At 33.0% G+C, this 19,774-nt stretch carries 17 protein-coding genes and 1 pseudogene; 17 read left to right on the forward strand and 1 reads right to left on the reverse strand.

Features of this window, described 5'->3' with window-relative positions:
* The 17 genes and pseudogenes from A9Q93_RS10615 to A9Q93_RS10695 form a co-directional block, all read left to right on the forward strand.
* Positions 1 to 568 (forward strand): annotated as a pseudogene (locus A9Q93_RS10615) (epimerase); the annotation flags it as partial.
* A gap of 110 nt (positions 569 to 678) precedes the next feature.
* Complete coding sequence (gene wecB, locus A9Q93_RS10620; RefSeq protein WP_303687376.1) at positions 679 to 1,818, forward strand: non-hydrolyzing UDP-N-acetylglucosamine 2-epimerase; 1,140 nt, start codon at positions 679 to 681, stop codon at positions 1,816 to 1,818.
* A gap of 7 nt (positions 1,819 to 1,825) precedes the next feature.
* Entirely contained in the window at positions 1,826 to 3,052 is a 1,227-nt protein-coding gene (locus A9Q93_RS10625; RefSeq protein ID WP_303687377.1) for a glycosyltransferase family 4 protein, read from the forward strand.
* Positions 3,045 to 3,644 carry a sugar transferase gene (locus tag A9Q93_RS10630; protein ID WP_303687378.1) on the forward strand — a complete coding sequence of 200 codons (600 nt, stop codon included), beginning with the start codon at positions 3,045 to 3,047 and terminating at the stop codon, positions 3,642 to 3,644. Before A9Q93_RS10625 ends, A9Q93_RS10630 begins: the two co-directional genes overlap by 8 nt.
* Before the next feature lie 6 nt (positions 3,645 to 3,650).
* On the forward strand, positions 3,651 to 4,295 hold the full coding sequence (locus A9Q93_RS10635) for an acetyltransferase (protein ID WP_303687380.1): 645 nt from the start codon (positions 3,651 to 3,653) through the stop codon (positions 4,293 to 4,295).
* The gene (locus A9Q93_RS10640) at positions 4,292 to 4,522 is read left to right on the forward strand and encodes an acyl carrier protein (protein ID WP_303687381.1); all 231 of its coding nucleotides are present in this window, start codon (positions 4,292 to 4,294) and stop codon (positions 4,520 to 4,522) included. Before A9Q93_RS10635 ends, A9Q93_RS10640 begins: the two co-directional genes overlap by 4 nt.
* Entirely contained in the window at positions 4,519 to 5,277 is a 759-nt protein-coding gene (locus A9Q93_RS10645; protein WP_303687382.1) for an SDR family NAD(P)-dependent oxidoreductase, read from the forward strand. Before A9Q93_RS10640 ends, A9Q93_RS10645 begins: the two co-directional genes overlap by 4 nt.
* Before the next feature lie 3 nt (positions 5,278 to 5,280).
* The gene (locus A9Q93_RS10650; protein WP_303687383.1) at positions 5,281 to 6,333 is read left to right on the forward strand and encodes a 3-oxoacyl-ACP synthase III family protein; all 1,053 of its coding nucleotides are present in this window, start codon (positions 5,281 to 5,283) and stop codon (positions 6,331 to 6,333) included.
* Positions 6,330 to 6,554 (forward strand): acyl carrier protein, encoded by a 225-nt coding sequence (locus tag A9Q93_RS10655; protein ID WP_303687385.1) that lies wholly within the window; start codon positions 6,330 to 6,332, stop codon positions 6,552 to 6,554. Before A9Q93_RS10650 ends, A9Q93_RS10655 begins: the two co-directional genes overlap by 4 nt.
* Positions 6,547 to 7,746 carry a fatty acid--CoA ligase family protein gene (locus A9Q93_RS10660; RefSeq protein WP_303687386.1) on the forward strand — a complete coding sequence of 400 codons (1,200 nt, stop codon included), beginning with the start codon at positions 6,547 to 6,549 and terminating at the stop codon, positions 7,744 to 7,746. Before A9Q93_RS10655 ends, A9Q93_RS10660 begins: the two co-directional genes overlap by 8 nt.
* Positions 7,746 to 8,471 (forward strand): SDR family NAD(P)-dependent oxidoreductase, encoded by a 726-nt coding sequence (locus tag A9Q93_RS10665; protein ID WP_303687387.1) that lies wholly within the window; start codon positions 7,746 to 7,748, stop codon positions 8,469 to 8,471. Before A9Q93_RS10660 ends, A9Q93_RS10665 begins: the two co-directional genes overlap by 1 nt.
* A gap of 8 nt (positions 8,472 to 8,479) precedes the next feature.
* The gene (locus tag A9Q93_RS10670) at positions 8,480 to 9,025 is read left to right on the forward strand and encodes a sugar transferase (RefSeq protein ID WP_303687388.1); all 546 of its coding nucleotides are present in this window, start codon (positions 8,480 to 8,482) and stop codon (positions 9,023 to 9,025) included.
* Between the two features lie 27 nt (positions 9,026 to 9,052).
* Positions 9,053 to 10,195: a DegT/DnrJ/EryC1/StrS aminotransferase family protein gene (locus tag A9Q93_RS10675; protein ID WP_303687389.1), complete on the forward strand. Its 1,143-nt coding sequence runs from the start codon at positions 9,053 to 9,055 to the stop codon at positions 10,193 to 10,195.
* A 220-nt stretch (positions 10,196 to 10,415) separates the two neighbouring features.
* Positions 10,416 to 13,742, forward strand: coding sequence for a T9SS type A sorting domain-containing protein (locus tag A9Q93_RS10680; protein ID WP_303687390.1), 3,327 nt, complete (start codon positions 10,416 to 10,418; stop codon positions 13,740 to 13,742).
* Between the two features lie 528 nt (positions 13,743 to 14,270).
* Positions 14,271 to 15,830 (forward strand): polysaccharide biosynthesis protein, encoded by a 1,560-nt coding sequence (locus A9Q93_RS10685; protein WP_369674705.1) that lies wholly within the window; start codon positions 14,271 to 14,273, stop codon positions 15,828 to 15,830.
* A gap of 8 nt (positions 15,831 to 15,838) precedes the next feature.
* Positions 15,839 to 16,618, forward strand: coding sequence for a polysaccharide biosynthesis/export family protein (locus A9Q93_RS10690; RefSeq protein ID WP_303687392.1), 780 nt, complete (start codon positions 15,839 to 15,841; stop codon positions 16,616 to 16,618).
* Between the two features lie 4 nt (positions 16,619 to 16,622).
* Entirely contained in the window at positions 16,623 to 19,022 is a 2,400-nt protein-coding gene (locus tag A9Q93_RS10695) for a polysaccharide biosynthesis tyrosine autokinase (RefSeq protein ID WP_303687393.1), read from the forward strand.
* A 13-nt stretch (positions 19,023 to 19,035) separates the two neighbouring features.
* On the opposite strand, the gene A9Q93_RS10700 is transcribed toward A9Q93_RS10695, so the two are convergent.
* The gene (locus tag A9Q93_RS10700) at positions 19,036 to 19,773 is read right to left on the reverse strand and encodes a tyrosine-protein phosphatase (RefSeq protein WP_303687394.1); all 738 of its coding nucleotides are present in this window, start codon (positions 19,771 to 19,773) and stop codon (positions 19,036 to 19,038) included.
* Between the last annotated feature and the right edge of the window lies 1 nt (position 19,774).

Genomic DNA, 19,774 nt, shown 5'->3' on the forward strand with positions numbered 1-19,774 from the left:
AGATCAAATTGAAAATAAAATTGACAATCATTTGTTACGTGTTGAACACACTGCAGAGGCAAAGGTGTCTGAGCTTTTAGACAAGTTTCTGTATTACAAGAAGGTATACATGGAGAATGGAGAGGTTCCTGTGTTAGAATCAGATTTTGATTATAATTTGTTTAATACTTTTAGGTGTTATATGGATATAGAAAATCATTTTCCTGTAAAATTTACTCAGCACAAAGATGATCGCGGTGCTTTTGTTGAAATTATTAGACTAGGAATAGGTGGTCAAGTTTCTTTTTCTACTACAGTTCCTGGAATAACCAGAGGAAACCACTACCATACTAGAAAAATTGAGCGTTTTGCGGTAATCAAGGGTAAGGCTTTAATACAATTACGTAAGATAGGTACTGATGAAACATTGGATTTTTATTTAGATGGTGATGAGCCGGCTTATGTTGATATGCCTATATGGTACACTCACAATATTAAAAATGTAGGAGATGATATTCTATATACTAACTTTTGGATCAATGAGCCATACAATCCAGAAGACGCTGACACTTATTTTGAAACTGTTTAAGGGATAATTTAGTTCTTTTAAACTAAGAGTATTTATATTTGTATTCGGTTATCAGTGACACCTGCTGCAGGGTCTGTATTTTAACCTAAATCAATCAAATTAAAATAGTTATGAATAAATTAAAAGTTGCTACTGTAGTAGGAACAAGGCCAGAAATAATTAGGTTAGCTAGAGTTCTTGCAGCTCTGGACGCTTCTCCTGCTGTAGAACATATCTTAATTCATACAGGCCAGAATTATGATTATGAATTAAATCAAATATTTTTTGATGATTTAGGACTGCGCAAGCCAGATTATTTTCTTGAGGCTGCTGGTAAAAATGCCGCTGAGACAGTTGGGAACATCATGATTAAAATTGATGAGTTATTAGAAAATCTTCAACCAGATTCATTTTTAGTATTAGGAGATACTAATAGCTGTTTATGTGCTATACCTGCAAAAAAACGCCAGATTCCGATATTTCACATGGAAGCTGGAAATAGATGTTTTGATCAAAGAGTTCCAGAAGAAACTAATAGAAAGATCGTTGATCATACTGCAGATGTTAATTTGACCTACAGCGATATTGCCAGAGAATATTTATTGAAAGAAGGATTACCGGCCGATAGAATTATCAAAACGGGCTCACCTATGTTTGAGGTATTAAATCATTATATGGATGCCATAAAAGCATCTGATGTTTTAAAAAATCAAAACTTAGAAAAAGGTAAATACTTTGTAATATCTGCTCATAGACAAGAAAACATTAATAGTGATAGGAATTTTTACAATCTATTTGAAACTTTAAATACAATTGCTGAAAAATATGACTACCCCATAATATTTTCTACACATCCTAGAACAAAAAATAGAATAGATGAGGCTGACCTGACATTACATAAAAATATTAGGTTTTTGAAACCTTTAGGTTTTAATGATTACAATCACTTACAGGCTAATGCGTATGCAGTGCTTTCTGATAGTGGCACGATTTCAGAAGAATCAAGCATTTTAAATTTTAGAGCACTGAACATAAGAGAAGCACATGAACGCCCTGAGGCTATGGAAGAAGGTTCAGTCATGATGGTAGGTCTCGAAAAAGAGCGCATTTTACAAGCATTAGAGCATGTTCAATTGCAAAAGATTGACGAAAAAAGAAATATGCGACTAGTTGCAGATTATTCTATGCCTAATGTTAGTGAGAAGGTGGTGAGAATTATTTTAAGTTATACAGATTATGTTAATCGTGTAGTATGGAGAAAATATAATTAATTCTATTTTGAAAATTTTATTTCTTTCTTTAGTAAAAGTTAACTCTCTTTCAGATAGAGGTATTTATACTGATCTTCTCAGGGAATTTGTATCACAGGGACATCATGTGACAGCAGTAACTCCCGTTGAAAGAAGAGATTCTAATAGTGCTAAAATTGAAGTAGAAAAGGGTTTTACAAATTTACATGTACGAACTTTAAATATTCAAAAAACTAATTTCATTGAAAAAGGATTAGGAATGCTCTTGATAGGAAGACAGTTTCTTAGAGCTATTAATAGTAATCTTTCTGGAGAGAAATTTGACGTGATTCTCTATTCAACACCGCCTATAACTTTATATTCTACGGTAAGAAAATTGAAGCACTCTATGAATTCCCATACATATTTGTTGTTGAAGGATATTTTTCCTCAAAATGCAATTGATATGAAGATGATGAAAAAAGATGGCATTCTACATAAATACTTTAAATCGATAGAACGTAAGCTTTACAATATTTCAGATCACATAGGTTGTATGTCACCTGCAAATGTGAATTTTATCAAAGAATATCACAAATATGTCTCTACCGATAAAATACATGTTAATCCTAACAGTATTGAACCGATTATACAAACTATTTCTTCAAAGGATAGGGAGCTTATAAGAGCAGATTACGAATTACCTTTAGACAAGAGTATCCTAGTTTATGGTGGTAACTTAGGAATACCTCAAGGGATCGACTTTTTGATCGAGATATTAGAAAACGTAAAATTAGAAAATGTTCATTACTTAATTGTAGGTAGCGGTTCAGAATATCAGAAATTGAAAAATTGGTGTGATCAAAATAAAAGTGATCATGTAACTCTTCTTAAATTTCTTCCAAAAGAAAAATATGATAAACTGTTGTCATCTTGTGATATAGGTCTAATTCTTCTAAATAAGAATTTCTTAATCCCCAATTTTCCATCAAGATTATTATCATATCTAGAAATGGGATTGCCAGTTCTTTCAGCTACCGATCCTAATACCGATATTGGAGATATATTAGAGTATAATAAATGTGGTAAGAAAGTTTTAGCAGGTGATGTAATTAGTTTCAAAACTGCTCTCAATGAGTTGTTGTCATCAAGTAGTAAATATCAGGAGTATTCAAACAATGCCAAGAAATTGCTATTACAAGATTATGATGTCGTAAACTCTGTTCAAATAATTGTCGATAGAGTGGAACAAGTAAAATTTAATCAAAATGTATAGAAACGGTATTAAAGTTTTTTTTGATATTCTCGTAGCAGTTCTAGCTATATCGCTCTTGTTGCCTATATTTTTAATGGTAACAATCATATTAACAATATCAAACTCTGGTACTCCTTTCTTTACTCAACTACGACCTGGTAGAAAAGGAAAAATTTTTAAGATTATCAAGTTCAAAACGATGAATGATAAGAAAGATGAGGCTGGACACCTATTACCAGATGAAAAGAGACTAACAAAAATTGGCCAAATAATAAGGAAAACTTCTTTAGACGAATTACCTCAGTTACTGAATGTTTTAAAAGGAGATATGAGTATTGTAGGTCCTAGACCTTTACTGCCTGAATACCTGAAATTATACTCTAAAGAGCAGGCTAGAAGGCATGATGTTAAACCAGGTATAACTGGATGGGCTCAGGTTAATGGAAGAAACGCCATTAGTTGGGAACAAAAATTTAAGTTTGATGTTTGGTATGTAGATCATCAGTCATTTCTTCTAGATTTGAAAATTCTTTTTAAGACTATTAGGAAAGTATTTATTTCTGAGGGAATAAATACTTCTGGGCAGGCGACTACTTCACCATTTAAAGGATAGTATAAAGTGAAGAAAATTGCAATAATAGGTGCGAGTGGTTTAGCTCGTGAAATTTGGGATTTGATTAATGCGATAAATGATCAAAAACTGCAATGGGAGATTATTGGATTTTATGATGACGCATATGCGACTCCAACTCAAATTATCGGCGACTCAATTTGTCATGGTTCCATTTCCTTATTGAACGATGTTAAGGAAGAGTTATCTATTGCTTTTGGCATTGCAAATAGGGAAGTAGTTAGTAATGTTTTTCATACGCTTTCGCGAAAGCGTAATTTCAACTTTCCTAATCTTTTACATCCGTCAGTTGAGAAGGGATTTGATTTCAAAATGGGTAAAGGAAACGTTATTGCAACTCAAACTGTATTTACTACTAATGTTGAAATAGGGGACTTCAATTTTTTCAATACTTGTTGTGGTATTGGGCATGACTCTAAAATAGGAAATTTTAATTGTTTTATGCCACGAGTTCAGATTTCTGGAAACGTTATAATAGGCGATTTCAATAATTTTTATATGTCTAGCATGATTGTCCAAGACAAATCAGTCGGTGATAAAAATACTATCTTTGCCGCCACATTATTAACTAAATCTATTAAGGATAACAGGACTTATTTTGGGGTTCCTGGAAAAAAAATACCTAACTTATGAATATAGATGATTTTATAAACAATTTTGCAGAGCAATTTGATGAAACTGAAAAATCAGAATTTCTTCAAGAAACAACTTTCAGAGATCTTGATGAATGGGATAGTATGATTGCTTTATCTATTATTGGCATGGTGGACGAGGAGTATGATATTGAATTAACTGGAGATGAAATAAGAGCTGCAAACACTATTAGTGATTTGTTTAAAATTGTGTCAAACAAGAAATGATTTTCAACGATAGTTTATTCAGAAATAAAAATATTCTTGTTACCGGAGCAAATTCTGGATTGGGGTTAGATGTGTGTCAGGAGATATCAAATTTAGGTGGAGCTATCACAGGAGTTTCTCGATCTATCGATAAACAGATTTTTTCCAAACAAATAAAAACTGTTTCTTCTGATCTTTTGAATACTGTTTCAATTGATTTTAGTTCTAAGGATTTAGATTTTGAGAAATTTGACAAGAATGTAAAATACGATGCTGTTTTTTTATCTGCTGGAGTTTCAAAGGTTTCTGGTTTTGTTCAAACTGATGAAGAAACTATGGAAAGTATGTTTGATATAAATGTGATAGGACAGTTGAAGCTATTGCGTTATTTACTAAAGAAAAAGCTTGTTAAATCAAATGCTTCTATAGTTTTTATGAGTAGTATCAATGGTACCTCTCTAGGAAGTAAAGGTCATTCTATTTATGCAGCCACAAAAGGTGCATTAAATGGTATTACCATGTCGCTTGCAAATGAACTATCAAAAAAACGTATACGTGTTAATGCTATTGCTTCTGGTCTAGTAAAAACACCTATGTTTATAGACAATTTGCGCTTAGCAGGAGAAGACAGTATGAAAGAATATGAAAAAACCTATCCACTCGGTTTCGGGACTCCTAATGATGTTAGTAATCTCGCTATATTTTTATTATCTGATGGTGCAAGATGGATTACAGGTCAAACTTACATAATTGACGGAGGTCATTCAATAGCATAGCACATGAAAACACTTTTAAAAGGTATAGAGATTTCTCACATAGCCTCTAGCTTACCATCTAAAGTTTTAAAATTTGATGATTTAAAAGATCTTTTTGGTGATAAAGAGGTTGATAAAGTCATGAAAACTACTGGTATAAATTCAGTCCATATTGCTGCAGATGATACTACATCTTCAGACTTGTGTTTTTATGCCGCAAAGAAAATTTTAGATTCATTAGATACTACTGACGATATTGATGGATTAATTTTTGTTTCTCAAACTAGGGATCATGTTTTACCTCAAAGTAGTCACATTTTACAAGCTAAACTAGGCTTATCTCAGGATACCTATTGTTTAGATATGCCTTTAGGATGTTCGGGCTATATCTACGGTTTAATGCAAGCAAGTTTACTTATTTCAACAGGAGCTTGTAATAAAGTACTAGTGCTCGCAGGTGACACTACTTCTAAATTAGTAAATGAACAAGATCGTGCCTCCAGACTGGTTTTTGGTGATGCCGGATCAGCTACTTTATTACAAAAAGGGAATGATGGAATGTATTTTGATTTACGAGCTGATGGTAGCGGTAAAGATAGTCTTATTGTTCCATCAGGAGGTTTCAGAAATCCTAGTAACAGCAAAACTAGTATAACAAAGCCTGCAGAAGAAGGCTGCTCGCGATCGCAAGATGACTTGTTTATGGATGGTATGTCTGTTTTTAATTTTGCCATAACTAAAGTGCCTAAACTTCTTAAGGAAACATTACTTGAATTAAATTGGACATTAGAAAGCCTAGATGCGATGGTTTTGCATCAGGCTAATAAATTTATGGTAGATTATTTAAGAAGAAAGATGAAATTGCCGTTAGAGATGGTTCCCATAGAAGTTAAAAATTATGGTAATACTGGGCCTGCTTCCATACCTCTAGCTATAACTTCTAAATATTCCATAGATAAGCCTAAATTAAATAATGTATTATTAGCAGGTTTTGGAGTAGGTTTATCTTGGGGAGCTTGCAATTGTAATCTGCAAAATACTATTATCTTTGAACCAGAAATATTTAATAAATTATGAACTCAGCAATATTAGAATCAATTAACGAGGTTAAAGAAGGAAAAGGTGATGAAGCTATTACCTCAGTTAGTAATACAACACATTTACGTGATGATCTAGGGTTAGATTCATTTGATTTAGCTGAATTAACTGTACGTATTGAAGAAAAGACAGGTGTGGATATTTTTGAAAATGGTGTAGTAGAAACAATAGGAGAAATAGCAAAGCAAATAGATGGCTAGTAACCAAAAAAAATTCTACGATGATTCATCAGGTGTTACTTTAAACTATGATGAACTTTTATCTCAAGTCTCAAATCAAGGAATTGTCAAGACTGCCTACGCTTTCAATAATTCTTTAGACTTTTTAGTTAATTTTATTAAGGCGGTTGTTCATGAGATAGACTTAACCTTAATAGATCCTTTAAACCCTAGTGCTTCTTTAAATGAAGAGGTAAATTTTAAATCAATTAAGTTATCATCTCTTGAGGAGTTTCGAGAAAAAATTAACTCTAGCAAAGTTAAGATTACAATTTTCACCTCGGGAACAACAGGTCAACCCAAAAAAGTAGTTCATTCTATGAGTACTTTACTTAGGGAAGTAAGAGTTAGTGAAAAACACTCAGATGTAATCTGGGGTTTTGCCTATAACCCTACGCATATGGCTGGATTACAGGTTTTATTACAAGCGGTTTGTAATTTTAATCCATTAATTGATGTTTTTGGCAAAGGGAAAAAGGATATCACTAATATTTTGAGATCCCAATCCGTAACACACATTTCTGCTACTCCAACTTTTTATAGGCTACTACTGCCTGTTCATGATCCATTAATGAAAATCAGAAGCGTAAGCCTAGGTGGTGAGAAATCTGACGAAAAACTACATGCCAATATTAAAAATGCTTTCCCAAATGCACGTGTTTTTAATATTTATGCTTCGACAGAAGCGGGAACTATATTCTCCTCGCATGGATCTGATTTTAAGATTAAACCTTACTTACAGTCTAAAATTAAAGTAGAAAATAATGAGCTTTTTTTACATAAAACGTTAACAGGCGATTATGGTAAGACGGACGAAGAATGGTATAATACTGGAGACGTGATAGAATGGATTGATGAAAATAATGGAGTATTCAAATTTGTATCACGTAAGAATGAAATGATCAATGTAGGTGGTAATAAGGTAAATCCTCATGATGTCGAAGAAAAGATTTTAGATATTGATGGCATAGGTAGCTGCTTTGTTTATGGAAAGCCTAATGCGTTATTAGGAAATATGATATGTGCTGATGTTGTTTTAACTAATGACCAAATCAATGAGGTTGATATAAAGAAAAATTTACGAGGTTCGCTAGAGGCCTATGAGATTCCTCGTAAAATCAAAATAGTTACTTCACTAGAAACTACTCGTACAGGAAAATTAAAAAGAAATTAATGAAAAATATATTACTTACAGGATGTTCAAGAGGTGTAGGATTAAGCATAGCAAAATCATTAATCGCTAGTGGTTATAATGTTTATGGTGTTAGTCGTAAAATAACGCCTGAGTATGAACAACTCATGAACGAAAATGAAAATCAGGTTTTTTATAAATCATTTGATCTAGCTGATCCTGATTCGGTTCAAGAGCAATTGTTTAAAAACTATATCACTAATTCTGTTCCTTTACATGGTTTTATCAACAATGCCGCAATTGCCTATGATGATATTATTACAAATCTAAATCTAGATAGATTGAGAAATATGTATGAGGTAAATGTGTTCTCACCTTATAACATTACTAAATATGCCATTCGTAATATGATTTATAATCGAGTGAAAGGTAGTATAGTCCATGTTTCTTCCATAAGTGTACATACAGGTTATAAAGGTCTTGCGATGTATGCAGGTAGTAAAGGAGCACTAGAGGCTTTTTCTAAGAATACCGCAAGAGAATGGGGTGAGAGAGGAGTTAGATCTAATTGCTTAGTTGCAGGTTTCATGGATACAGATATGAGTGCAACTCTTGGTGATGACATGAAAGATAGAATTTTTAAAAGAACATCTCTTAAAGTACCAACAGCCTTAGAATCTGTCGCTGATATGATAACTTTTTTAATTTCTGAAGAAGCAAAATCCATAACTGGACAGAATATTCATGTTGATTCTGGGACGATATAAACATTATTATGAATAGGTTATCTGAAGTTTTAATTTCTTTTATTTCTATTCTTCTAATTTCTATTCCACTTTTATTTCTAACCATTTACATCAGTTTACTTTATGAGCCATTACGCTTATTCACTCAAATGCGTATAGGTCAATATGGTAAACCATTTGCCATTTACAAACTTCAAACTATGAAAAATGGTAAGGTTACTAAAACGGGAAAAATACTAAGGCGTACTAAAATTGATGAATTACCGCAACTCATAAATATCTTGAAAGGCGACATGTCTTTTGTTGGTCCACGACCTGATTTACCAGGATATTATGATATACTTACTGGTGATAATCGTAAGGTATTACAACTCAAACCTGGATTAACCAGCCTCGCTGCAATTAAATACCGTAATGAAGAAAAGTTATTATTGCGACAGTTAGATCCACTACGTTATAATGACGAGGTTATATTTCCAGATAAAGTTAAAATGAATTTGGAATATGTAGAGAAGCGAGGTTTTATTTATGATATAAAAATCATATTACTTACGTTTAAATCTCTTTTTAAGTAAACTATCTTTGTAAAATACTTTAATATTATGTCCCAAGAAAAAATATGGTTGTCATCGCCTCATATGGGTGGCACAGAAAGAAATTTTGTAACCGAAGCTTTTGATACAAATTGGGTTGCTCCTTTAGGACCTAATGTCACAGGATTTGAGAAGGACTTAGAATCTTATCAAGGAGAAAACGTTCACGTGGCGGCTCTTTCTAGTGGTACAGCCGCTATACATTTGGCTTTAATTCAGGCAGGAGTTGGACCTGGCGATGAAGTAATTTGTCAAAGCTTCACTTTTTGTGGGACAACTAATCCTGTGCAGTATTTAGGAGCAACTCCTATAATGGTAGATAGTGAAGTAGAGACATGGAATATGTGTCCTAATGCTCTTAAGGAAGCCGTTGAAGATCGTATTTCTAAAGGTAAAAAGCCTAAAGCTATTCTTGCCGTCCATCTTTATGGTATGCCATATAAGATAGATGAGATTCACGCTTTCGCGAAAGCGCACAATATACCAGTTATAGAAGATAGTGCCGAGGCTTTAGGTAGTACATACAAGGGTAGAAAGTGTGGAACATTTGGAGAATATGGAATACTTAGCTTTAATGGAAACAAAATTATTACCACAAGTGGCGGCGGTGCTATGGTGTGTCACTCTAAAGAAGTAAAGGATAAAACCATTTTTCTGGCAACTCAAGCAAGAGATAATGCGCCACACTATCAACATAGTGAGGTAGGTTACAATTACAGACTTAGTAACATTTGCGCTGGTATAGGTCGTGGTCAGATGCAAGTTCTTGATAAGCATATCGCTTTAAGACAAGATATGAATAAATTTTATCAAGACTTATTTCAGGATATTGATGGTGTAACAGTTCAAAAGGAGCAATCTGATGATATAGTCTCAAATCATTGGTTGAGCGCAATAATTGTAGACCCATCAAAAACTGGCGGTATCTCTAGAGAAGATTTAAGACTAGCCCTAGAGGCAGACAATATTGAGTCCAGACCACTTTGGAAACCTATGCATTTACAGCCATTATGTGAAGATTTTCCTTATTATGGGAATAAAGTGTGTGAAACACTATTTGAAAAAGGGCTCTGTCTACCTTCTGGCTCTAATCTAACCGATAATGATAGATCGCGAATCAAAAATTCTATATTGAAGGTTTTTAGGAAGTAAACTTAGTATATAATTTGATATTTATCAACAGCGGCTGTTTTGTTGTTATTTATCGACAAAGAGTTCAAGAGTGGTAAAGTCGGTTGAATTACTAGTGTGATTTTATGTAAAACACACAAAATAAATTTATTACTTTTTAATAACTTAACTAATAGATAAAGTAGGGTTGCGTTTTAATTCGTTAGATATAATTATTTTTGAGAAAATTAAATATTATCTAATGAGAAAAGTTTTACTATTTGTGTGTTTTGTATTTGCAATATTTGCTAATGCTCAAACCACAATCTATTCAGAGAATTTTGCTGGACAAAATGGAAAAGGAGCTACAGGAGGCTCAAGTGTTTCAATCGATTTAACCGGTGTGAGTTGGACTATCGACGTATCTAATGCAAGTTTGACTGCAGCAACTGATTGGTTTAGAGTTGAGAATGAAAGATTTGAGGGAAGAGATTTAGATGGTTCTGGAGCAACTTGGTTTTCTCCTCAGTTAGATATTTCTAATTATACTGACGTTTCAGTTCAACTAGCCGCTACATCTCAAGGCGGAATGGAAGCTTCTGATAGATTTATTTCAGAATATAAATTAGACTCAGGTCCATGGACAGAGTTCTCCTCAAATGGAAATTTAAACGATGACTTCAATTCATCAACACCTATGGAGTCTATGTTAAATGGTAGTAACTTACAAATTCGTGTTACTATGACTAATGGGGCTGGTTCAGAGATTCACTCCTTAGATAACGTGATTGTCGAAGGAATTGTAGCAGGAGGTAATCCAGCGCCGGTAATTTCTAATATTAGTAATAACCCTAGTAACCCAACTTCTTCAGACGTTGTCGGTGTAGCGGCAGATGTAACAGATGCTGATGGTTTGTCAAATGTAGAAATTCAATACGGATTTGCTTCTGGAGTTTATGATCAAGCTCCTGTTACAATGATTTTGGATCGAGGAGATACTTATTTTGGACAAATTCCTGTACAACCTGATGGTACTACAGTATTTTATCAAATTGTTGCTACTGACGACACTATTGATCCTATGGATCAAGAAACCACTACCTCACCAGAACAAAGTTATTCCGTATTAGATCCAGTGGTGACTAATTTTGTTGCCGTTCAAGATTTTGATGGTTCTTTGCCAGATTGGTCTATTAACAATAATCAAGGTGATGTCGCTGCTGCTTATGGTAGAACTTTAGATGGTACTAGAATCTCTAATGGAGAAATAATTGAATTAACAAGTTTTGATATTACTGGTTTGCAAAATCTTGAACTTACTATTCACAATGCAAGTGTAGGTGGAATAGAAAATGCAGATCGATTAGAAGTATATGTAGATCTTGATGGTAATGGTTATCCTATTGATGCAGATATAACAATTCAAGAGGAGGACACTAGCGATGGGTCCTTTAATAAAAGCTGGTCTTATGATGCTGCTAATGGTAATATTGCCTCTACTATAGCTGGAACTCCTGCGACGTATAATGGTGATGCTGACAATGGCTACTCTGTTATAAAAATCAGTATTCCTAATGGTACAACTTCTGTAGGAGTAAGAATTATTGCAGAGACTAATAACAATAACGAGTATTTTTATATAGATGATATAACGTTATCTGAGCAGGCATCGATAATAGACTATGTTTATGATGGTACTTCATGGTCACCTACTGCGCCAGAAGGCGTTTCTACGACAGATGATAATGTTATAGTTCAAAGCGGCTCAATTGCATTTACTGGAGATGTTGACATGAATAACTTGTCACTCTTAGGTTCTGCAACTTTAAACTTAGGAGTAAATTCTTTGAATGTTGTAGGTGATATAAATTCACCAGCGGGAACCACTTTAATTGCTAGCGATGCTTCATTAAATCTTGCTGGTGTTGATGCTCAGGATATTAATGTTAATGACGTTACACTAGAGAATCTGATATTGAATAATGCGAATGGTGCTTCTTTGAATGGAGCTATGAATTTAGAAGGAGTTCTTACCCTTTCAAATGGGGTTTTAAATACTAATGACAACCTAACCTTAAAAAGTAGCTCTGGAAAAACGGCTATTGTTGATCAAGTGTTAAGCGGTTCTGTAGGAGGAGACGTTACTGTTGAGCAATTCTATTCTAATAAAAGAGCTTATAGACTCTTAGGGTCAACGGTAACTACTTCTACAAGCATATTTGAAAATTGGCAGCAAAATGGTCTTAATCCAGGTGATATGAATTACATAAGTGGTAACGGTACTCAAATCACAGGTGGAGCGGTATCTGATGGATTTGATCAATCAGGATCAAATGCCGTTTCAATGTTTACTTACAATAATGCAAGTCAAGTTTGGGAAGGTATTCCAAATACCAATGCAACAAATCTTTCTCCTGGTGTTCCTTATAGATTATTTCTAAGAGGCGATAGAAGTGTTTCTCTTTTTACAGCTAATGCTCCTTCTACAAGCACCGTTTTGAAGACCAAAGGTGCTTTGGCTAATAGTTTTGTTGATATTAATAATTTATCTGCTACAGATGGAGCATTTAATTTTATTGCAAACCCTTATCAAGCTCAAGTTAATTTTGCCACTCTTATGGTAGATACTGATACGGAGGATATTAATGAAACAGTATACTATGCATGGGATCCTACAATAGGTGATAATGGAGCATATGTAACTTATGACTTTGTTTTAGACATGAATAATGTAAGTGGTTCTGAGGTAAATGAATTTTTACAACCAGGTCAGGCAGTTTTTGTTAGAACAGCCGAGGATGGTAACAATGCAGGTCTCACTCCTAGTATAAGATTTAAACAATCATTTAAAACCTCTTCTACTGCCTTAAATAATGTTTATCGTAGCTCTAATAATCCAGAATTAATTACTATCGCCTTATTTAGAGACGATGAGTTAGCAAGTGGAATAGCTCGAGATGGTGTCATATTAAAATTTGATTCAAATATTACACAAGATTCTGGAGCTCTTAAATTGCAAAATCCTGATGAGAATTTAGCAATTAATTACAATAACAACTCATTGAGTATCCTTAATTCAACACTACCTTCAAATGGCGATATAATCGATTTAGATTTAAGAGGTTTAACAAGTTCCGTATATACTTTAAATATAACTAATGAATTTTCTCAATTAGAGACTGTATGGGTGGATCACTACTTAATGACTGAAACGGTTCTCAATCAGGGTGATAATTCTATAGTTATAACAGTTGATGCTACACAGCCTGCTACTTATGGAGCTGGTAGATTTTCTTTGAAGTTAAATGAAATTACCCTTGCTGTTGATGATTCCGCTTTCGCGAAAGCGGTAACCTTATACCCAAATCCTTTAGGTGATACGTCATTACAGATTGATAATCTAACTTCTGGGAATAGTGTGCATATTTCAGTGATTAACTCTTTAGGACAAATCGTAAAGACGTCTACTCAGGAACCTTATAATGGTCGAGTAGAACTCAATAATCTAGGTACGTTAAATAGTGGTGTATATTTCTTACGTATCGAGCAAGGTGAGGATAGAGCAGTTAAACGATTTATTAAGAGCTAGATTAATTAGTTTTAGTTTTATAGCGTGATATAATGTAGTTCATTTTAGAATTTTAAACATTAATCACAGATTTTATACAATTTAAGGGCAATGTTCACGCATTGCCTTTTTTTTTTATCCTATTTTTGCATTAGGGAAATGAAAGCAAAATACTTCAGAAATAGAGTTGCAACGATTTTTTGGAATGGGGATAATAGTCTTCAGTTTAAAAATCTAAGGTACCTTCCGCGATGGATGGTAATAGCTATTGATTTGTTAATAGCTGTTTGCTCATTTTATATATCATTTTTGATCATTGATAACTTAGATTCAACCTTTTACAAGGTGTTGTCTGTTTTTCAACAGGGGTTGTTTATAGTCTTAATATATTTATCTTCCTTTTTTGTATTTAGCACCTATTCTGGTTTAATCAGGCACAGTACATTTGTAGATGTTTTTAAAATTGTTATTGCTTGTACGGCAACATTACTGGTTCTTATAACTGTTAATTATTCTTATTACTTTTTATATGATCAAAAGGTGTTTCTAATGCCTTTTTTAATTGTTAATACAACAGTAACTTTTGTTGCTTTACTCTCTTTTAGGCTATTAGTAAAAAGAATGTATGCCCTTGTTTCAAACAGTAAGCAAGAGTCCTACAATGTTCTAATAGTAGGTGTCAATGATGACAGTATAGCACTTGCCGAAGCCTTGTCAACTTCTAAAAATCAAAATTTTAATCTTGCAGGATTTATATCCTTTAGAAAAGATCATCAAAGAATTAAAATTTTAGGAAAGCCTATCATTAAATATGGGAGTAAGTTTTACGATAGAATTGCTCCAATGAAAATTACTGGGATTATTATTGCAGGTGCGCAATTATCAATTACTCAGAAAAATGAACTTGTAGATAAGGCACTTGCTAACAACTTGAAGATTTTCAGTGTGCCAGAGATCACTCAGTGGACTGATAAAGAAGATGTAACTTCAAAAATTAAGGAGATCCAGATTGAAGATTTATTAGAAAGGGATGCCATACATCTAGATGACTCAGAAATTTCCAATTATCTAAAGAATAGAATTGTTTTAATAACTGGAGGCGCAGGATCAATAGGAAGCGAGATTGTAAGACAAGTCTCGTCATATCAACCAGAATGTATACTAATACTGGATCAAGCAGAATCTCCTTTGTATGATTTGGAATTAGAGTTAAAAGAAAAATTTCCCGATGTACATTACGAGGTTATTTTAGGAGATGTTAGGTGCAGAGAACGAATTTTAAACGTCTTTAAAAATCACGATATCTCAGTAGTTTTTCATGCCGCAGCATATAAGCATGTGCCTATGATCGAGAAAAATCCTAAAGAAGCCGTTGCTGTTAATATTATGGGTACAGTTAACCTGGCAGATTTATCTACTCAGTTTAATATTGATCGTTTTGTAATGGTAAGTACAGACAAAGCAGTGAATCCTACTAATGTTATGGGAGCTAGTAAACGTGCTGCAGAAATGTATGTTCAAGCTCTGCAACAAAATGATAATGTTTCCACAAAGTTCATAACAACGAGATTTGGTAATGTGTTAGGCTCTAACGGCTCTGTAATACCTTATTTTAAGAAGCAGATTGAAAATGGAGGTCCTGTTACGGTTACCCATCAAGATATTATAAGATATTTTATGACCATTCCCGAAGCTTGTCAATTAGTACTTCAGGCAGGCACAATGGGTAATGGTGGAGAGATTTTTGTTTTTGATATGGGAAAACCTGTAAGAATCATGGATCTAGCAGAGAGAATGATTAAATTATCAGGATTTCAACCTTATCAGGATATTGATATAAAAATCATTGGTCTCAGGCCTGGTGAAAAGTTATATGAAGAGTTGCTCAGTGATAATTCTACAACTTTACCAACACATCATAAGAAAATTATGATAGCAAAAGATAAGCCTTTAGATTACAATATTGTTTGCATACATATGGAGGATATTAGTAACGCAGCCGATTCAGAAAACGACTCCTTTATTGTAAGTAAGATCAAACAGCTTGTGCCCGAATTTATAAGTAAGAACAGTGTTTTTGAACTGTTAGATAAAAAAATTAATCTTTAGAACTTAATATGAAAATAGTATTAGCTAGAATTTCCCTATTGATAATTTGCGCACTCATGTTAGTAAGATGCGTACCAAAAAATAAAATCATTTATCTGCAGGACATTGATAAGAACCTAACTGAAAATACTTTAAGTTATCATTCTGTTATCAAGAAAGATGATATTTTAAGGATAACTGTCAGTAGTGAAAATATGGAACTTGCTCAGCCTTTTATTCAATTCATTAATCCTACGATATCTAATAGTCTTAACGCTGCTGGTCAAAGTCAATTATTGGGTTATTTAGTCGATATTGAAGGTGAAATTGAATTCCCACTTTTAGGTAAGTTAATTGCAGCAGGTAAGAATAGAATTGATCTGGCCAATGAAATACAGAAAAGGATAAGAGAAAAATACGTTAAGGATGCAGTGGTTGACGTTAGAATAATTAATATGAAAGTTACAGTATTAGGTGAAGTTAATAGACCAGGTACTTTTGAACTTGAGTATAACCGTATGACAATCTTACAGATTCTCGGTAATGCTGGTGACTTGACAATATATGGAAACAGAAAGAATATTACTCTACTGAGAGATGTTGATGGTGTTCAAAAGTCGTACAAAATAGATTTGACATCGGTAGATTTTATTAATTCTGAATTCTATTTTTTACAACAGAATGACGTGGTGATTGTTGAACCGAATTATGCTCAAGTTCAAGCTGCTGGATTTAATCGAAACGCATCATTATTTGTATCTATAGCTTCGGTATTATTATCACTAATTGTTATTGTTTCAAGAAATTAATTTTATGGATAACTCTTCTTATAATTCTGATCAAAACCAAAATTTTAAAGATCAAGTTGTTCACTATTTAAACAAGTGGCCTTGGTTTATTATAAGTGTTTTGTTGATGCTTTTATGTGGATTCTTATTTCTGAGATATTCAACACCAAAATTTGAAGCAACTGCCAAAATATTAATTAAAGATACCCAAGGTGGAGGAGGTTTTTCGGAATTGGCGGCATTGGGAGACATTGACGTACTAGGAAATTCATTCAATACAGTTGAAAATGAGATAGAAGTTTTGAAATCTCATAAACTGATGAATGAAGTAGTAGAATTATTAGATTTAAATATAACGTATTCTAAAATTGGGAATATTAAATCATCGCAAATCTATAACAATAGTCCAATCAAGCTTACTTTGTTGACAGACTCCATAGGACATACTCTTAAAAAGAGTATCAAATTCAAAATTTCAAATATTGATAATCAGCAGTTCAAATTATTTTCAACTGATGGTGAGATGCTGGGTGTTAAGGACTATGGAAAGCTTTTTAATTATTCTGATATTAAAATGCTAATTTTACCTAATGAATTAGATAAAACATTACAAGGAAAAAATAAAAGTTTAAACAGTGATTTTAATTGGGATGAACTGTATATAAGTGTTAGCCCTATCAGTCAATCTACTAAATCTATACTAACGAGATTATCAATAACTAAGTCTGATAAGAGAGGAAGCGTATTAGAGTTAAAACTTGAGGACACTATTAAAAGACGTGCACAGGATATTTTGAATACCTTAATTAATGTTTTTAATCAGGATGCTATTAAAGATAAAAATGAGGTAGCTCAGAATACTTCTCAATTTATTGAAGAAAGGCTTAATTCGGTTCGAAAAGATTTAGATAGCTTAGAGCGTGGCATTCAAAAATTTAAAACAGTAGAAAATTTAACGGATATAGTCACAGAAGCTGGGATAAATTTAGAATCAAAACTTGATATCAACCGAGAGGTTATAGTCGCTGAAACTCAATTAGAAATTGCTAAAAGTTTAAAATCTCAACTTAATAAAGATCGTCACGAATTAATACCTGAAAACGTTGGGCTAGATAATTTAAATATTCAAGAAAGTAGTACTAGCTATAATCTATTAGTACAGCGATACAAAGAGTATAGCAGGAATGCAACTAATGATAACCCTATTTTGATTACACTGTTAAGTCAGATTAGGACTTTGAAAGAATCAATTTTATTATCATTAGATAATATAATAACATCTCTTAACTTAAAGAAAAACAGTTTAGAGAAAGAACTTAATTCTGTCAGTGGTAAAATATCCAAAATTCCTGAAAATGAGCGCGTGAACCGCGATATTGAAAGGGATCGTTTGGTAATTGAAGCGATATATTTGTTACTTAATGAGAAAAAGGAGACTACTGCTATATCGTTGGCAGTGACCGCTCCTAAAGCTAAAATTGTTGATTTTGCTTTAGTTAAAAATGAACCAGTATCTCCGAAACCAAAGCTTGTATATTTAGGTTGTTTATTTTTAGGTTTGATTATACCGTTTGTTTTTATATACTCAAAATCGATTCTTTACAATAAAATTGAATCAAGAAAAGATATCCAGCAATTATTACCGGCGTTGAGTATTTTAGGTGAGGTTCCTAAATTAGACAGTGATTCTCTAGATTATATAGAACCTAATGACCGATCTGTTCTGGCGGAATCTTTTAGAATCATTCGAACTAATTTGCAGTATAAACTTAATGCAGTTAATCATAATGATACTAAAATTATCCTTGTTACCTCGACAGTAAAAGGAGAAGGTAAGACACTTGTATCTTATAATACTGCTAATACATTTGCATATTCCGGTAAGAAAGTACTATTGATTGGTGGCGATATTAGAAACCCTCAACTTCATCGATATTCTTCTAGTAGTGCATCTAAACGTACTAAAGGGGTGACAGAGTACCTGGTTAATAATGATCTTACTCTCGATGATTTAGTAATTCATTCTTCTAAAAATGATAACCTTGACATTCTCCTTTCAGGTGCGATACCTCCAAATCCTGCGGAACTATGGATGCAGGACAGAACAAAACAATTATTTGAAGAAGCAAAAGCAAATTACGATTTAGTAATCATTGATAGTGCTCCGACTATATTAGTTACAGATACATTATTAATAAATAAATATGCCGATGTTACAACTTATGTAACAAGAGCTAATTATACAGATAAATCTTTACTAGAATTTGTTTCTGATACGATTGATGCTGGTAAGTTAACCAACGTAGCGGTTGTTGTAAACAATGTGAAACTAGCTAACTTTGGTTATGGTAATAAGTATGGTTATGTCTACGGTGAAGATAAGAAAACATTATGGTCTACCTTAAAATCTAAATTTGGTAGATAATCGAGATTAATAACTATAAATTAAATCTAAGCTTGTGGTTTTCCACAAGCTTTTTTATTTGACCTGATATTTTTTCTTTTATTTTAATTTCTTTGATTTTTTCTAAATGAGAAATTTTATGAGCATCGGTTCCTAAACACTCATACATATCGTTTTCAAGTAACAGCTTTGATTTTTTAAAAGCTTGATCACCATAATGAGTCGATAGCGAAAGTAAATTGAGCTGTAATTCAAAACCTCTATTTTTCAAATCTCTAAAAGATTCTAAGGATTTTATATAACGATATCTTTCTGGGTGTGCTAATATGGGAATGAGACCTTTCTGACTCATATTGAAAACCAATTCTTCTAGATTATCGGGACGCTGGAAGTAAGATAATTCTGTTAAAAGGTAATTCTTATGAATGCATAAAAATTCCTCATTATCTATGATGTCTTGAAATTTACTATCCATCATATATTCTGAAGCTGCAGATATGATAAAGTCACGACCGTCAGTCGGTTGTAATTCTTTAGTTGTTATCTTGAAAACGGACTCAATTTTATGTTTATCATTTCCATAATAATCTTCCATAGTATGTGGTGTAGCAATACAATTACGAAGTCCTAAAGCCTTCATGGCTCTTATCATTTCTATGGTTGTATCTATATCAGGTGAACCATCATCAATTCCAGGAAGTATATGGTTATGTATATCAGTGATACCGTCTAAGAAATCGATTAAATAAACTGACTTACTGAAGAAAAACATA

The organism is Nonlabens dokdonensis, assembly GCF_002162835.1.
GTDB classification, from domain to species: domain Bacteria; phylum Bacteroidota; class Bacteroidia; order Flavobacteriales; family Flavobacteriaceae; genus Nonlabens; species Nonlabens dokdonensis_B.

What these genes read in the sequence shown, in the direction of transcription:
- wecB (WP_303687376.1), top strand. Translation starts at nt 679, where the DNA reads ATGAATAAATTAAAAGTTGCTACTGTAGTAGGAACAAGGCCAGAAATA.
- A9Q93_RS10630 (WP_303687378.1), top strand. Translation starts at nt 3,045, where the DNA reads ATGTATAGAAACGGTATTAAAGTTTTTTTTGATATTCTCGTAGCAGTT.
- A9Q93_RS10640 (WP_303687381.1), top strand. Translation starts at nt 4,292, where the DNA reads ATGAATATAGATGATTTTATAAACAATTTTGCAGAGCAATTTGATGAA.
- A9Q93_RS10645 (WP_303687382.1), top strand. Translation starts at nt 4,519, where the DNA reads ATGATTTTCAACGATAGTTTATTCAGAAATAAAAATATTCTTGTTACC.
- A9Q93_RS10650 (WP_303687383.1), top strand. Translation starts at nt 5,281, where the DNA reads ATGAAAACACTTTTAAAAGGTATAGAGATTTCTCACATAGCCTCTAGC.
- A9Q93_RS10655 (WP_303687385.1), top strand. Translation starts at nt 6,330, where the DNA reads ATGAACTCAGCAATATTAGAATCAATTAACGAGGTTAAAGAAGGAAAA.
- A9Q93_RS10660 (WP_303687386.1), top strand. Translation starts at nt 6,547, where the DNA reads ATGGCTAGTAACCAAAAAAAATTCTACGATGATTCATCAGGTGTTACT.
- A9Q93_RS10665 (WP_303687387.1), top strand. Translation starts at nt 7,746, where the DNA reads ATGAAAAATATATTACTTACAGGATGTTCAAGAGGTGTAGGATTAAGC.
- A9Q93_RS10670 (WP_303687388.1), top strand. Translation starts at nt 8,480, where the DNA reads ATGAATAGGTTATCTGAAGTTTTAATTTCTTTTATTTCTATTCTTCTA.
- A9Q93_RS10675 (WP_303687389.1), top strand. Translation starts at nt 9,053, where the DNA reads ATGTCCCAAGAAAAAATATGGTTGTCATCGCCTCATATGGGTGGCACA.
- A9Q93_RS10680 (WP_303687390.1), top strand. Translation starts at nt 10,416, where the DNA reads ATGAGAAAAGTTTTACTATTTGTGTGTTTTGTATTTGCAATATTTGCT.
- A9Q93_RS10685 (WP_369674705.1), top strand. Translation starts at nt 14,271, where the DNA reads ATGCCTTTTTTAATTGTTAATACAACAGTAACTTTTGTTGCTTTACTC.
- A9Q93_RS10690 (WP_303687392.1), top strand. Translation starts at nt 15,839, where the DNA reads ATGAAAATAGTATTAGCTAGAATTTCCCTATTGATAATTTGCGCACTC.
- A9Q93_RS10695 (WP_303687393.1), top strand. Translation starts at nt 16,623, where the DNA reads ATGGATAACTCTTCTTATAATTCTGATCAAAACCAAAATTTTAAAGAT.
- A9Q93_RS10700 (WP_303687394.1), bottom strand. Translation starts at nt 19,773, where the DNA reads ATGTTTTTCTTCAGTAAGTCAGTTTATTTAATCGATTTCTTAGACGGT.